This window comes from Comamonas sp. C11 (genome assembly GCF_024496285.1).
Taxonomy (GTDB): Bacteria; Pseudomonadota; Gammaproteobacteria; order Burkholderiales; family Burkholderiaceae_C; genus Comamonas; species Comamonas testosteroni_F.
In genome coordinates, this window is record NZ_CP101743.1 from 4,908,705 (window position 1) to 4,922,771 (window position 14,067).

The window sequence follows — 14,067 nt, forward strand, 5'->3', positions numbered from 1 at the left end:
TGGAATACGCATCCTTTGGCGCGGTGGATTCAAGTTTCTGAAAATTTTTTCAGCCATTTCGCGCGTTGTCCAAATCCAGTGGCTGGGTTGCTGCGTATAGGTGATTACCAGGAACTGCAACATGCCTTGGCAGTTATCCAACAGCACAACATGAAGCAGGTCCTACTGATCAAAATGGCTGCATGAGCGCCCAAACACCGGACAACCAACTGATGGACTTGATCGACCGCGTAGCAGCCCGGGATGAGGTTGCTCTCAAGCTGCTGTACGACCAGACCGCCTCGCGTCTGTATGGCCTAGCTTTGCGCATACTCGGAAACAAGGAGTGGGCCGAGGATGTGCTGCAAGAGAGCTTTCTGGGAATCTGGCGCAGTGCGGGGGCCTACCGGGACTCACTCAGCCCACCCCTGGCCTGGATGGGCATGCTGGTGCGCAGTCGGGCCCTGGACTTTTTGCGCCGGCGCAGAGCCGAGCGCCTGCATCTCAATGTACCGATTGAGGACTTTGAGGAGTTGCCCCAGGACAAGGACGCGCAAGGACCAATGCAATTGGTGGAGGCCAGTGAACAAGCCGTGGTCTTGCACCAGTGTCTGGAAAAGCTGGAGCAGCCACAGCGCCAGGTGGTGAGCCTGGCCTATCTGAATGATTTAAGTCATAGCGAACTGGCCAGCAGCCTGAAACTGCCGCTGGGCACCGTCAAGACTTGGATGCGCCGAAGCTTGGAACAGTTGCGCAAATGCATGGCGCGCCACGTCTGAGTGCCAGGAGTCGACATCATGAATCTGACCCAAAACCCTGAATTACTTGACCGCCTGGCTGCCTCCTATTCACTAGGAACTTTGCACGGAGGGGCACGCCGTCGCTTTGAGCAACTGGCACGCGAGTATCCTCAGGTGCGTGCGGCAGCCTTGCTGTGGCAAGGCCGCTGGTCGGCCTTCTCCGAGGTTCAGACTCCGGTACAGCCCGATGCGGTGGTCTGGACACGCATTGCCAACCTGCTGCAGGCCGAAACAGCTAGAGCCAAGTTGGCCCGACAGCGTGAAGCCGCATCGAAGTCGGCATGGCCGACACTCGCGTGGTGGCGTGGGCTGGCACTGGCAGGCGGTTTGGCCACGGTGGCGGCTATCTCGGTGGGGCTTTGGTCGCATCAAGGGCTCAGGGATGCATCGCACCAGAAATTGTCTGCGTTACAGACTCGGCTCCAGCTGGCGCAGGCTGAATTGCAGGCGGCGCCCCAAATTCAATATGTGGCGGTGCTCGCCGATGGCAAGGCTGATGCGTCCATGCTGGTGACCTTCGATCCCCGGCACCAGCAACTGGTATTGCAACGCGTGAGCGGCTTCAAGGAGGCTGATAACAAGTCTCTTCAATTGTGGGCCTTGCCTCAGCAGGGCGCGCCACGTTCCCTGGGGGTCATGGGTGATGGAAAGCTTGAGCAACTCACTGCGCAGGAGACAGACGTGAAAGCAATCCCGGCCCTGGCCATCAGCCTGGAGCCCAAAGGCGGCGTCCCCAGCTCAACGGGGCCGACTGGTCCGGTGCTGTTCAAGGGCGCGCTCATTCGCCGAGATCTCTGATTCCCGTCTCCATTGACACTGCAGCGAACTGTGTCCGAGCTGTCCAGAACCATTGAGGCTCCACGGCTGCCATAAGTAACGAGGCCTGTGATTGCTTTCCGCTGCAAACACGGTGTATCAGTCTGCTCCCCGAATGAGCGCTTCTAAATGCTTGGCAAATGCGCGGCCATCCTTCAGGCCTCTCGGAGGCGCAACATACGCTGCAACATCGCTCTGTATGACCACAGTCAGGACATGCTGACGCGGCCGCCCTGTATGGATGTAGCGACTACAGCCCTGATCTTCAGGCCAGCATCAACTCATCTTCCGGCAGCCTCGTGACAACTCAGCACGGCCAGGGTGGCCCGAGCGTTGAGATTGCAGGCACCAAATGCGCTTGATACTGCGTCAGCTTCGGACGCAGTACCTGCAGAACAATCTACAAAAATCGAGCATGGCTGAGCGTCGGGAGCGACAAGGCGTCGAGACGGCTATTGCCGCTCCCCTGCTTGCTATTTGCTCATGGTGCCCCTTGACATTCCTTCCTTACCCATGGCGTCCTTGCTCATCTTGTCCTTGCCCATGTGGTCAATAGAGGATTTTCCGTCCTTGGTCATTGCACCCTTGCTCATGCTCATGGAATCCTTGTGCTTGGAGTCCTTGTCCATGGAAGGCTTGTCCATGCCCATTTGATCTCTTCCCATTGGCTCCTTGGTCATCGCATCGGCTGCAAAGGCCGAAGTGACGCTCAATGCCAGACACATGGAAAGCGCGGTGGTGATGAATGCGTGTTTCATGATGGTACTTTCTTGGCTCAGGTGGAAAAAGACGGCATGTGCCGAAGTGGGAACAGGAGAAATCGGATTGAAGAGGTGTTTCCTCAGCTACCGCCGAACCAGTTGTAGCCCTGGTCTTCCCAGTAGCCGCGGTTGAAGGAGTTGCTCACGAAGATGGCCCGTATGTGCTTGGGATTCTTGTAGCCCAGCTTGGTAGGCATGCGAAGCTTCATCGGGAAGCCGTATCTGGATGGCAGAGGCTGTCCATCCCAGTCGAGTGCAAGCAGCGTCTGAGGATGCAGGGCGGCCGCCATGTCGATGCTGGTGTAGTAGTCATCGACACATTGAAAGCCTACATAGCGGGCACTGAGGTCAGCTCCCACTGCTCGTAGAAAGTCACCAAAGCGTGGACCACCCCATTTGCCGATGGCGCTCCAGCCTTCCACACAGATGTGGCGCGTGACCTGCGTGTACTGCGGCAGCGCGCGCAGCTCGTGGAGCGTCCAACTGCGCCTGTCGGCCACAAGACCTGTGACCTCCAAAAGAAAACTGGCTCCATCCACCTCCGGGACCCTGCTTTCAGCATAAAAAGCATTGAAGGGAAATGGCCTGGTGATCATGGATTCGGGGTAAGTGGGTGCAAGACGCGACGAGTCGAACAGCCAGCCCTGTATACGATCATTGAAGCGCGATATCCGGGAGAGCGCCTCTTCTGCTGTGGCGTTGTCGTCGATGCTGCATCCACTGAGCAGCCCGATACCGCCCAGCGTGAGACCTCGTGCCAGAAACTGCCGACGCGTTGATTGCGACAACTGCCTGCCGATCAGACGACTAGCCTCGGCAACCACTACTTCACCGTTGTCCCGATGCCAGAGGGATGTGCTCATGTCGTGCTCTCCTTGATCGCAGGGCGGAACGTCGGGCGGCCCAGCACCATGAGGAGCAAAGAGCGCGGAACCAGTAAAACCATGAGAAGATGAACGGCAACAAAGCAGACAATGGCCGCCATGCAGTAAAAATGAATGCGTCGTGCCATGTCGTAGCCACCCAGAAGCTCGCGCAGCAGCGGAAACTGCACCGACTTCCAGACCACCAAGCCACTGAGCACCAGCAATATCAAATCTGCAACGGCAAACAGGTAGGCAACGCGCTGCAGCTGGTTGTAGTGACTCAAGTCCGAATGCGACAAACGTGCCGTCAGTGCGAGCCAGGTGTCACGCAATATGCCGCGCACAGTGACGGCAAGCATGCGGCGCGCAAACCTGCCCGTGAACAGATTGAGCAGCAGATAGGCAAGTCCATTGAGCACAAACAGCCACATACCCGCGAAATGCCATTGCAGTGCGCCGCCCAGCCAGCCGCCCAGAGTGAGGCCAACAGGAAAGAAGAAGTCAAAAATGGGCGAGGCGTTGTAGATTCGCCAGCCGCTCATCACCATGACCAGCACGGCTAGTGCATTGATCCAGTGGGTCATGCGCAGCCACAGCGGCTGAACTGTGGCGCTGCGCTTCGACGGTTGATGTGCAGGAGAAGGCATGAGCGCATTGTTTTGCGCACCTGATCTCGAAGTCCTCACCGAAAGTTCAAAAAATCGTGATAGTTCGGCAAGCGCCGTTGATGAAACGAATCGAGCTGCTTCCACTAAGTGCTCAGCAATTGCCTTTGTTGTCAGTAGGACTCTGCAAACTTGCCGAATGCATGCCTCCATGCTTCAGGGCAATTGCAGTACAGCCAGGGCCAAAGGCTTCCAGCCTATTTCTCGAGGGCTCACACTCCCCCTTCCTCTTGAACGACAGGGCTGTCGAGGATTCGCAGTTGAGCAAGGTTGCAGAACCCATGTCTGCGACGACTGACTGGCCGGTCGCTCTGCTTTTCAGCAACTGGGCTCGGCTAGATGTCGGCATCAGACACCCCTGGTTGCGAGAGCGCTTCAAGCTTGACCAGGTTAAGGCGGATTGCTCGGGTTGCCTGATCAATGATGATCGACTGCATCAGGCCAGAAGCAACCGGTTCACGGCTCTCACTCAAAGCTGGGCGCAGTCAAGGCGACCGCAGCTCCGCTCTCGACAAGCGCGAATGCTCATCTCCCGGCCTCCCTGGCTTTTCAGCAGGAGTTTTCGACATGCGACGACCGAGAACATGCGGGTCTTTATAGAATCGGGCATGGATATCGACAAGATCAAGGGTCGCCTGACCTTTCTGCAAGAAGCGGAAAAGCTCAAGAGCGTGCTCCGAAGCGCACACACGTCGACAGGCAGGACGGAGAGTACCGCCGAACATACTTGGCGCCTGTGCCTGATGGCGATGACATTCGAGGACGAACTGGCCGGCATGGACATGCTCAAGCTGCTGAAAATGTGCCTTGTGCATGATTTGGGCGAAGCGATTCACGGAGACATTCCTGCCATCGAGAAAGACCAGCATCCTGACAAAAGCGAGCAGGAAAAGGCCGACCTGCTGCATCTCACACGCTCTCTCGATAAGTCGCACCAAACCGAGATCCTCTCTCTTTGGCAGGAGTATGAGGATGCCGCATCGCCCGAAGCCAAAGCCGTTAAGGCACTGGACAAGCTGGAGACCATTCTTCAACACAATCAAGGGGTCAATCCGGCCGACTTCGACTACGGTTTCAACCTGACCTACGGTCAGAAACACACCAGTGCCGAACCTTTGTTTTCATTGGTACGCGGGATCCTCGACGAAGGCACACGCCAGAGAATGGCCGAAGCCTCCCGCAATCCTGAGCAATCGCTCTAGGCCGCCGTCACGCAACTTGCCGGCAAGGCATTTTCTTGTCTGAGAGGGCGTTGTTGCACAAACACCGAGCCTGCGCCCTGTAGGCTCGGTGCATGAGCCAGCCCACACCCAAGAAACGTTATCGCACTACCGACTGGAAGCAGTACAACTCCACCCTGAAGGCTCGTGGCCCCCTGACGAGGGCAATTTGCGTGACCAGCAATGAAGTAAGTGATGCTGCAGTCATCGCCGATCTGCTCAAGCAAGTCCCACGCAACGAAGCTGTGCTCAATGCGGCTGTCGCCGCATGCCGGCGTTTGGGTCGAAGGATGTGGAAAGTGTGGAGCCATTACCACCGGAAAAGCTTGGTGGAGACCAAAATGAACTGCATCAGACGACTGGGCGAGCGGGCGATGTCCAGAGCCCTTGAACGACAAGCCAATGAACTGCACATCCGCGCAGCCATCCTCAATCGGTTCACTGAACTAGGGCGTCCGCAGACAGTGGCCGTGGCATAGCTGCGTCTGGGGTCAGGGGGGGTAACTCAACCTCGGACGGATTTGAATACGAAGGACTTCCCGCCATCTTGGCCTGCTGGATACGCAGTGCCACGATGGATCGGCAAGCCAATTTCTTCGTCATTCATCAGGAGTCGTGGCATGCAAACCATTGTCCGTGTTGGGGTAGATCTCGCAAAGAATGTGCTGCAGGTCCATGCAGTCGATGCTCAAGGGCGGATGGTCACTAACCGGGCCATCCAGCGCAGCGAGTTCTTGGCATGGTGTGCGCCATTACCTGCAGCGTGTCTGGTGGCCATGGAAGCTTGTGGTGGTGCGTACCACTGGTGTCGGCAGTTGCTGTGCATGGGCTTGGATGCACGCATGATGGCAGCGGCACGGGTTGCACCCTATCGCATGCAGGGCAAGAGCGGCAAAAACGATGCCAATGATGCGGCTGCCATTTGCGAGGCAGCCAGCCGTCCTCAGATGCGCTTTGTACCCGTGAAGACTCCAGAGCAGCCGGGCATCCTGTGTGTGCATCGGCTGCGCGAAGGGTTCAAAGAGGAGCGCACAGCATGCATTAACTGTAGAAGTTCCGATCTGATCTGACAGTTGCTCCCGTTTCGGACGGTACGGCTGTCAGATTAATTCAGCTCTTTTACCTTGTCGTCCCACACCTCCTTTGCATCCATCAGCGTTTGCATCGGCGTCCTGCCGCAGCACATCTTGCCCTGATGCGTGCGCTGGCTGTTGTAGTAATTGATCCAGTCGTCCAGATCCGTTTGCAGCTCGTCGATGGACCGGTAGATCTTGCGCCTGAACGTCACCTGGTAGAACTCCTGCAGGATGGTCTTGTGGAATCGCTCGCAGATGCCATTAGTCTGCGGGTGACGCACCTTGGTCTTGGTGTGTTCAATGTCATTGACGGCTAGGTACAGTTGGTAGTCATGCGTTTCGGCCTTGCCGCAATACTCCGTGCCCCTGTCGGTCAAGATTCGCAACAGCCCCATGCCTTGCTCGGCCAGGAACGGCAGCACCCGGTCATTGAGCAGATCAGCACCTGTGATCGGCGTTTTTGTGGTGTAGAGCTTGGCAGCGGCCCATTTGGAATAGGTGTCCACAAAGGTCTGCTGGTAGATGCGCCCGACTCCCTTGATCGAGCCCACATAGAAGGTGTCCTGGCTACCCAGATAACCGGGATGGGCGGTTTCGATTTCTCCGCAGGCCAGCTCATCTTCACGCTTTTTCTCCAAGGCTGTCACCTGGGCTTCGGTGAGCACAGCGCCAGTCTTGGCGACCTCGGCCTCCAGGTTTGACAGACGCTGTTTGAAGCTGGCCAGTTGATGGCGCATCCAGATGGATGCGTACACCGGATGGCGACGCAAAGATGCCCCGCTGGCGTAATTCATTGCTGGCACGCAACTGTCCATGCGCTGGCTGCTCCAGGGCATAGGTAATAACGGTCGCTTCGATGGCGTCATCAACCCGGTTCTTGAGATTGGGCTTGCGCCTTGAAGTCTGGATCTGGGCCTCGACGCCGCCTTCTTCGTGGGCATGCTGATAGCGGTAGAAAGTGTCACGGGAGACGCCCATGACTTTGCACGCCTTGGAGATGTTGCCCAGCTCGCTGGCCAGGTTGAGCAGGCCGACCTTGTGCCGGATGATGGTTTGGTTGAAACTATTCATGAGGTTTCTCCGTTGGGCGCTTGCGCGCCCGGATTGATAAAGATTCGTACCCTTATCAAAACGGGAAACCTCACCTGTTGGCAAGGCACACTGTCAGATCAAGTCTGAACTTCTACACATTAACCGCATTCGAGGCTTGCTCGCCGAGTTTGGCGTTGTGCTGCCGCAAAGCCCCCAGAGCCTTGCGCCCCCATTTGCACGATATCTTGGAAGATGCGAGCAATGACATCGCAAAGCAGTCTCCTGGCACACGACTGCATTGTGTCGATGCGTAACAGTCGCAAAACGTGCCGTTGTTGTCAATCGATTCTGCGATCTGCTGATTCCAGGGCCTCACTCCATATCAGACCCTGTGACGCCGCATACCGGAGCAAATTGCAGGTTCTGCAACCTCGCGCTTGGCAACCGTGCCCCACCTCTGGCATCCCTTGGCCCCAGGTTGTCAAGAACCGGCAGCTACCGTGAGCTGCACACACAGACATTAGCTTTAGCATTGGCTTGGCTTGTAAACCCAATCTGCCTGCAATAGGCTTTGATACCTCCTGTCAACATCTGTGAAGTGCGCATGGCGGATCATCACAGCCCAATTCAGGAGGCTCGTCCCTGATGGCGCGTGCGATGTCAGCGGCGGTGTGTATGGGTCGCGCGCAAGGAGACTCTGATGTCTCATTTCTCGTTCGCTCGCTCGGCCAGCCTCGTCGCGCTGGCAGTGATTCCTATGGCATCCTGGGCCATCCACGGCACCGAAGGTGTCGAGTGGGGAGCACCGCCTCCGGTTCTCGCCAAAGGAGCCAAATTCGCGGTACTCCTAGGTGACCCCAATCAACCCGGCCCTTATGTGGTGCGTCTGTCCGTGCCCGCCGGCTATCGCGTCTTGCCGCATTGGCACAGCCAAGCCGAGAACGTGACCGTCATCTCGGGCACGGTCATGATCGGAATGGGCGACAAGTGGGACTCGAAGGCACTCAAAGTCCAAAAAGCCGGCAGCTTCGGCTCGATTCCGGCCAAGACCAATCACTTCGCCATGTTCAAGGTTCCAACAGTGATCCAGATCCACGGAGAAGGCCCATTCGACCTGAACTACGTCGATCCGGCAGATGATCCGCAAAGGCGCACAAGTAAACCCAGGTTGCACTCCCAGCGTGCTCTCGGTGGGGCCGCTGGCGTGCCCCTCGTGCAGACCAAGCGCATCAAGAACAGCTTGGCAGATGGAGATGGCATCGTTCCCGGTCAGCACCGTTGACACAAGGCATTTGACATTCTCATGATGTCAGGGTTGAGACTTGACTCACAACCTTGAAAGGAGCATGCAATGACTGCTTTTCGTGTGACCGATATGACATGCGGTGGCTGCGCGGGGCGCATCAAACGATCAATTGTGGCCATGGATGACAAGGCCTGTATCGAGTTTGAGCTTAAGGAGCGAACCGTGCTGATATCGGGAACTGCATCTGACGCCGAGTTTGCAGAAGCCATCCAGGATGCGGGGTATACGCCTGAGCTGATTGATCCGGCCACCGCCCAGACAGGCAATGCAGGCCCAAATACTGCTTGATGCAAATGCCGGGCAGCTCATCCCGGTGTTCATGCTGCGGTGGCGATGAGGCACCCTCATGAGCTTCGACGACGACTCGGATAATGAGGAGACCGATTGGATCAAAGGGTCTCGCCAAAGCGATCGGTTCATCCCCTGAAGTGCAGGTGCATCCATCGTGCTCGTTATGACTCCCGGCGCTTCATATTGCGATTGCAACCCCGGTGATCCTCCAGGGATGAATTGAAAGCGGCCTAAAAGGCCGGCTTTCATTCTGGGAAGCACGCGACAGCACGAGCAGGACATGGATCCGGAATGCTACGAGCAGCATTTCGGTCCATTGCCCAGTTTTTTCCTCAAGGTGCCAGAACCAGATCCTTGGTGGTCACACTGTTGGCGGTTGTCAGCGTCACGGCTGGCGCTGTGGTCTGAGTGGTGTAGCCGGCAGCGCTGCCCAAGATGTTGTACTTGCCTGCGGCAGCGGTGTCTGCAGTGAACGCCAAAGGCCCGCTTGCGACGTAAGGTGCCTTGTTGGGTGCCAGCAATGGCAGGTTCAGGCTGTAGCTTGCATTGGCAGGATCAACCAAAGTCCATGCAACATCAAGCCTCTGACCTGTGCCGAGTACCTGCTGGGCATTCACATCAGCATCGGTCAAAGGCGTATTGGATGTGTTTGTCACCTTGCCCGCAACAGTCGCCGAAGCAGATGCCGGCAGTGCAATGGGGGCCGTCGATGCGTTGAGCGTGGTAGTGCCAGCAGCGATCGAGACAGGAATGCCAGTCACTGCGGCGGTGGTCAGGTTCTGGCCTGCAACGACGACGGTGTAGTTGGTGTTCTCCGGCAGGTAGGCCAGTACGAACTTGCCTGTAGTGGCGTTGGGCACGGTGGCACGCAGGTTGTTGTCCGGGTCGCGCGTGGACACCACGACGCTGGAGGCCAGAGCAGGATCCACATAGCCCACAATTGCTGTAGTCAACCGCTTGATGACGGCCACCACGGGCTTGAGGTTGTAGTTGCCGGAGTTACCTGCCTTGACAATGGACTTGCAGGCATCGAAGTCCAGAACCATATCGGCGACCTGGCCGCCGGTGACATTGAAGTTGGCCTTGAGCTTGAAGCCGCTTTGTTGACCGCTGGGAGTGGTCAGTGCGATCTCGTTGGTCGAACCCGACAGCACCAGTGCATTGGCCAACGGATTGGCAGATGTCGGGTTGGAAGGATTGTCAGCCAGCACCAAGCGGACCTGCTGGTAGTTGCCAGCCGGTAGCGGCAACGAACCCAATTCCTGCAGCACCCCATTGGTCAAGCCGAGCAGGTCGATGCGCTGGGCAGGAATCGTCAACTCGCTCCAGCCAGAATCAGTGGTAGCTGCCGTAGCACTCTGATGCACGCGGATTTTGGTGACTGTGACATAGACATGGTCGTAGCCACATGCCGGAGCGTCGGTCATGGCCAGCTTGAGCGTGCCTTGCTGTGGAGAGCTATCGCCACCACCACCGCCGCCACATGCTGCCAGGCCGGCAGCAATCAAACCCAGACCCGTCCAGCACAAGGCCTTGACAGGCCGAAATCCATGCAAGTTACTCATACGGTACCTTTTTGAAAACAAAGACAGCGCAATGCTAGGAGTGCCCTTGGATACAGTGTTACGACTCGTAGAACCCTGCATTCGAGCCGGTCTCTGAGCAGCTCCAATCATGCTCTACCTTCGGTAACAAAGCTATTGAAACCTGCCTCCATATGCCACGGTCATCGCCGAAAATAGGACATGGTCAAGGTGATTCAGGTATGGGGGTCCATGAAGGCTCGGATGCCAAGCCTGCATTGCCGCCATCGAACAACATTGATAGAGAAGTACAGACAAAAGCCATGCTGCGCAGCAAATTGGGAACACTGCTGGTGGTCAGTGCGGCACTTTCTTGTGCAGCAGTATTTGCCCTGGATGCCCAGGGCAGCATCGCGAACCTTGAGCTCTGGATAGCTTTGGCAGTCCTGCTACTCCTCAGCGGTGCAGTCCTGATCGTCTTGGGTCAGAACGACTAGCCCCTTGAGGCCGAACGGCGCTGTTGCCTGCATCAATCACGACGACTAGTTCCAGGCCCTGAGCAAAAGAAATAGTGACGCCACCGAGATCCCGCCGATCGTTCTCAAGGTCCCCTGCATCTCTCTGTGACATACGGAAGATCCAAAGGATTCATATGAAAAAAGCGCTAACGCTGGTCGCCACAGCTTTGCTGCTCAGCGGCTGTGTCGTGTATCCGAACGGCTACTACGACGACGGATACAGAAAGCCTCATCCTCATGGGTGCCCACCTGGGCAAGCCAAGAAAGGCAACTGCTAGCACTGAGCCTCCCAGTGTTCAGCCCGTATATTGCATGGAACGCTCGAATCTGCCAGCACCTGGGCGTTGTACAAGGCCAAGACGACAGGTCGCAACAAAGTTGTTGTATTCACCCAAAGTCCGACACAGCGAGCAGCAGACTTTCAGGACACAGCGAAAAGCCATAGCCAGTCCCTGATCTGAAGCGGTCATGGAGGCGGCACCGGTGCTGATGTTCGATGAACACAAGAAAGAATGACGAAAGATTGCAATACCGCTCAACAATGTCTGCGTTGTCCTGGCAGCAGCAAAGGCTGCAACGGATCTTGCCGACGGCCAGAAGCTGTCTGTCACAAACTTCAGCTTTTGCGCTGGTGAGCTGCATTACGATCGACGCGAAAACTGCCACTACGTTCCCAGCGAGCCAATCGACCGACATCAAGTTGAGGAGCAGGATGCATGTGCATTGGCTGCTCAGATTCCCGGTCACCACAGACAATCTTGAGAGACCATGCTCAGCCTGGATTGCTGGAGCGTGATCTGCGAGCTCCAGGGAGTCCAGGCTGAGAGCACTGCAGCCACCGGCCCTGCGGGCATTGTGAATGCGGCGCTAGCTTCGCATCTAACGGTCAATTCAGCAGGAGTGAAGAGATGTCATATATCGATGGTTTCGTGATCGCTGTCCCCACCGCCAACAAGCAGAAGTTCATCGAGCACGCGCGCAAGCTCGACCCGATATTCATCGAGCTGGGCGCAATCAGGGTGATCGAGGCTTGGGGAGATGACGTCCCCGATGGCAAAGTCACCGACTTCCGTCGCTCGGTTCAGGCCACAGCCGAGGAGACAGTGGCTTTTTCATGGGTCGAATGGCCGGACAAGGCCATGCGCGACGCAGCCATGAAGAAGATGATGGAAGACCCACGCATGGACCCATCCGCCCCCGGTAACCCGCCCATGCCCTTCGACGGCAAGCGCATGATCTCTGGGGGTTTCGAGCAAGTCGTCGAAGTGAAGCCCTGAGGTCTGATATTCAGCTCATTGAGCTGTCAGGTTCAAACCCAGGCGACATCACCCTCTCACCAGCTGCTTGATGCAATGCAGCCTGGTTTCCCGGTGATCCCCGCGCCAGCCATGGCTAGCCGGCGTCCAGAGCGACTGCATAAAGACATCGCCCTTGCGCATCCGGGCATTCTCTCCTGGGGATTGATGGGTGTGGCGTGACGGCATGCAGGGGCTGTGCGTCATGAGCTCCACGAGCCGTGACGGTCAACCGCTACTTATTGCCGTGGGTTGTACCTGCAATTGTGGCAGTACCGCCGCCCCGGGAATTTGAGTCCGATGGGCTCAGCAAGCAGAAGCGGCCCGCCCTCGCTGGATTGATGCGCCACTTGCCGATACCGGCTATCGCCACCTCCGGCACAAAGCCGGAGCTGAGCGATGCCTTGTACTGCGTCCCGTTGGTGTTCGATAGCGGGGCTGGACTACCTCCGCGACACTGATTGATTCAATAATGCAGCCGCAGGCATCTGCCAGATGCGCCCTTCAATGACGATAGCACCTGGGCACACATGGGCATCCAAATGTGGCCGGGGTGCATGTCAATCGTGCTTATTTGGGAGAGAACAGGAAGTTCATCACATCGCCGTCCCTGACGATGTATTCCTTGCCTTCGGCGCGCATCTTGCCGGCATCCTTGGCACCCTGTTCGCCCTTGAAAGCGACGAAGTCTTCAAAGGCAATGGTCTGGGCACGAATGAAACCACGCTCGAAGTCACCGTGAATCACGCCCGCAGCCTGGGGAGCCGTAGCGCCGACACGCACAGTCCAGGCACGCACTTCCTTTTCACCGGCGGTGAAATAGGTCTGCAGGCCCAGCAGCTTGAAGCCTGCACGGATCAGGCGGTTCAGGCCAGGCTCTTCGAGACCCAGCTCCTGCAGGAACATATCGCGGTCTTCGTCTTCCATCTCGGCCATTTCGGCCTCGATCTTGGCGCAGATGGCCACCACGGGTGCGCCCTGAGCTTCTGCATATTCCTTGAGACGATCCAGAAAAGGATTGTTTTCAAAGCCGTCTTCGGACACGTTGCCCACAAACATGGCGGGCTTGGCAGTGATCAGACAGAAAGGCTTGAGCAGGGGCGCATCTTCCTTGGACACCGACACCACACGGGCGGGCTTGCCTTCATTCAGGGCTTCCTGAATGGGAGTCAGCAGTGCCACCAGCTTGGCGGCTTCCTTGTCGTTGCCGGACTTGGCGGCCTTGCTGTAGCGGTTCAGAGCCTTTTCCACCGTGGCCAGGTCGGCCAGGCACAGCTCGGTCTGGATGACTTCGATGTCGGAAATCGGGTCCACCTTGCCGGCCACGTGGATCACGTTGGGATCTTCAAAGCAGCGCACCACGTTGACGATGGCGTCGGTTTCGCGGATGTGGGCCAGGAACTGGTTGCCCAGACCTTCACCCTTGGAGGCACCGGCCACCAGGCCGGCGATATCCACGAACTCCACGATGGCGGGAACAATGCGTTCAGGCGAGATGATCTCGGCGAGCTGATCCAGGCGCGGATCAGGCACTTCCACCACGCCGGTGTTGGGCTCGATCGTGCAGAAGGGATAGTTCTCGGCGGCGATGCCGGCCTTGGTCAGGGCGTTGAAAAGAGTGGACTTGCCCACGTTGGGCAGGCCCACGATGCCGCATTTGAGGCTCATGGAAATTCCTTATGTATCAATGCACTACCCGGCACCACACCCATGTGGCGGAAGTGCCCGATCCGCATCGTCGCGAATCCGGTTCTTTTGAAGCGTGACCCATAGGCACTCTGTTCACCCAGAGTTTTGTCCCGGTTTGGCCACGGAAAGCCCCCGATTGTAATGACCCGGCAATCTCTGCTCATCTGCGGTAGATTGCGCCGCCGTTCCGGCCAGAAGGCAAAAAAGCCTGCGCAAAGACAGGCTTGGGA

At 57.3% G+C, this 14,067-nt stretch carries 12 protein-coding genes and 3 pseudogenes; 9 read left to right on the top strand and 6 right to left on the bottom strand.

Annotated features, from left to right (window positions below; genetic code table 11):
- Nucleotides 1–182 precede the first annotated feature (182 nt).
- The gene (locus NOX35_RS22640; protein ID WP_256494808.1) at nt 183–758 is read left to right on the top strand and encodes an RNA polymerase sigma factor; all 576 of its coding nucleotides are present in this window, start codon (nt 183–185) and stop codon (nt 756–758) included.
- Between the two features lie 18 nt (nt 759–776).
- On the top strand, nt 777–1,577 hold the full coding sequence (locus tag NOX35_RS22645) for an anti-sigma factor domain-containing protein (protein WP_256494809.1): 801 nt from the start codon (nt 777–779) through the stop codon (nt 1,575–1,577).
- A 491-nt stretch (nt 1,578–2,068) separates the two neighbouring features.
- Here the strand turns inward: NOX35_RS22645 and NOX35_RS22650 are convergent, their stop codons facing one another.
- The 3 genes from NOX35_RS22650 to NOX35_RS22660 all read right to left on the bottom strand — a co-directional run bounded on the left by NOX35_RS22650 (nt 2,069) and on the right by NOX35_RS22660 (nt 3,869).
- A complete protein-coding gene (locus NOX35_RS22650; RefSeq protein WP_256494810.1) occupies nt 2,069–2,353 on the bottom strand; it encodes a hypothetical protein in 285 nt (94 codons plus the stop codon).
- Between the two features lie 83 nt (nt 2,354–2,436).
- Nucleotides 2,437–3,219, bottom strand: coding sequence for a molybdopterin-dependent oxidoreductase (locus NOX35_RS22655; RefSeq protein WP_182284516.1), 783 nt, complete (start codon nt 3,217–3,219; stop codon nt 2,437–2,439).
- Nucleotides 3,216–3,869, bottom strand: coding sequence for a cytochrome b/b6 domain-containing protein (locus tag NOX35_RS22660; protein WP_182287300.1), 654 nt, complete (start codon nt 3,867–3,869; stop codon nt 3,216–3,218). Before NOX35_RS22660 ends, NOX35_RS22655 begins: the two co-directional genes overlap by 4 nt.
- A gap of 626 nt (nt 3,870–4,495) precedes the next feature.
- Here NOX35_RS22660 and NOX35_RS22665 point away from each other — a divergent pair.
- From NOX35_RS22665 to NOX35_RS22675, 3 genes and pseudogenes are all read left to right on the top strand, one after another.
- Entirely contained in the window at nt 4,496–5,089 is a 594-nt protein-coding gene (locus NOX35_RS22665) for an HD domain-containing protein (protein WP_182284517.1), read from the top strand.
- A 269-nt stretch (nt 5,090–5,358) separates the two neighbouring features.
- Nucleotides 5,359–5,586 (top strand): annotated as a pseudogene (locus NOX35_RS22670) (IS5/IS1182 family transposase); the annotation flags it as partial.
- 141 nt (nt 5,587–5,727) lie between these two features.
- Nucleotides 5,728–6,153, top strand: a pseudogene (locus NOX35_RS22675) (transposase); the annotation flags it as partial.
- A gap of 59 nt (nt 6,154–6,212) precedes the next feature.
- On the opposite strand, the pseudogene NOX35_RS22680 reads toward NOX35_RS22675, so the two are convergent.
- Nucleotides 6,213–7,254 (bottom strand): annotated as a pseudogene (locus NOX35_RS22680) (IS481 family transposase).
- A gap of 661 nt (nt 7,255–7,915) precedes the next feature.
- On the opposite strand from NOX35_RS22680, the gene NOX35_RS22685 reads away from it, so the two are divergent.
- On the top strand, nt 7,916–8,497 hold the full coding sequence (locus tag NOX35_RS22685) for a cupin domain-containing protein (protein ID WP_256494811.1): 582 nt from the start codon (nt 7,916–7,918) through the stop codon (nt 8,495–8,497).
- 69 nt (nt 8,498–8,566) lie between these two features.
- A complete protein-coding gene (locus tag NOX35_RS22690; RefSeq protein WP_182284518.1) occupies nt 8,567–8,809 on the top strand; it encodes a heavy-metal-associated domain-containing protein in 243 nt (80 codons plus the stop codon).
- 335 nt (nt 8,810–9,144) lie between these two features.
- On the opposite strand, the gene NOX35_RS22695 is transcribed toward NOX35_RS22690, so the two are convergent.
- Nucleotides 9,145–10,377, bottom strand: a complete 1,233-nt coding sequence (locus tag NOX35_RS22695; protein ID WP_256494812.1) for a DUF4382 domain-containing protein — start codon at nt 10,375–10,377, stop codon at nt 9,145–9,147.
- Nucleotides 10,378–10,577: 200 nt separating this feature from the next.
- On the opposite strand from NOX35_RS22695, the gene NOX35_RS22700 reads away from it, so the two are divergent.
- Complete coding sequence (locus NOX35_RS22700) at nt 10,578–10,832, top strand: hypothetical protein (RefSeq protein ID WP_256494813.1); 255 nt, start codon at nt 10,578–10,580, stop codon at nt 10,830–10,832.
- A gap of 929 nt (nt 10,833–11,761) precedes the next feature.
- Nucleotides 11,762–12,130 carry a DUF1428 domain-containing protein gene (locus NOX35_RS22705; protein WP_256494814.1) on the top strand — a complete coding sequence of 123 codons (369 nt, stop codon included), beginning with the start codon at nt 11,762–11,764 and terminating at the stop codon, nt 12,128–12,130.
- A gap of 588 nt (nt 12,131–12,718) precedes the next feature.
- On the opposite strand, the gene ychF is transcribed toward NOX35_RS22705, so the two are convergent.
- Nucleotides 12,719–13,816, bottom strand: coding sequence for a redox-regulated ATPase YchF (gene ychF / locus NOX35_RS22710; RefSeq protein WP_182284521.1), 1,098 nt, complete (start codon nt 13,814–13,816; stop codon nt 12,719–12,721).
- Nucleotides 13,817–14,067 lie beyond the last annotated feature (251 nt).

Bases quoted from the DNA above. Each gene is read 5' to 3' on its own strand.
- NOX35_RS22700 (WP_256494813.1), top strand. From the start codon at position 10,578: ATGGGGGTCCATGAAGGCTCGGATGCCAAGCCTGCATTGCCGCCATCG.
- NOX35_RS22660 (WP_182287300.1), bottom strand. From the start codon at position 3,869: ATGCCTTCTCCTGCACATCAACCGTCGAAGCGCAGCGCCACAGTTCAG.
- NOX35_RS22685 (WP_256494811.1), top strand. From the start codon at position 7,916: ATGTCTCATTTCTCGTTCGCTCGCTCGGCCAGCCTCGTCGCGCTGGCA.
- NOX35_RS22640 (WP_256494808.1), top strand. From the start codon at position 183: ATGAGCGCCCAAACACCGGACAACCAACTGATGGACTTGATCGACCGC.
- NOX35_RS22695 (WP_256494812.1), bottom strand. From the start codon at position 10,377: ATGAGTAACTTGCATGGATTTCGGCCTGTCAAGGCCTTGTGCTGGACG.
- NOX35_RS22650 (WP_256494810.1), bottom strand. From the start codon at position 2,353: ATGAAACACGCATTCATCACCACCGCGCTTTCCATGTGTCTGGCATTG.
- NOX35_RS22690 (WP_182284518.1), top strand. From the start codon at position 8,567: ATGACTGCTTTTCGTGTGACCGATATGACATGCGGTGGCTGCGCGGGG.
- ychF (WP_182284521.1), bottom strand. From the start codon at position 13,816: ATGAGCCTCAAATGCGGCATCGTGGGCCTGCCCAACGTGGGCAAGTCC.
- NOX35_RS22655 (WP_182284516.1), bottom strand. From the start codon at position 3,219: ATGAGCACATCCCTCTGGCATCGGGACAACGGTGAAGTAGTGGTTGCC.
- NOX35_RS22645 (WP_256494809.1), top strand. From the start codon at position 777: ATGAATCTGACCCAAAACCCTGAATTACTTGACCGCCTGGCTGCCTCC.
- NOX35_RS22665 (WP_182284517.1), top strand. From the start codon at position 4,496: ATGGATATCGACAAGATCAAGGGTCGCCTGACCTTTCTGCAAGAAGCG.
- NOX35_RS22705 (WP_256494814.1), top strand. From the start codon at position 11,762: ATGTCATATATCGATGGTTTCGTGATCGCTGTCCCCACCGCCAACAAG.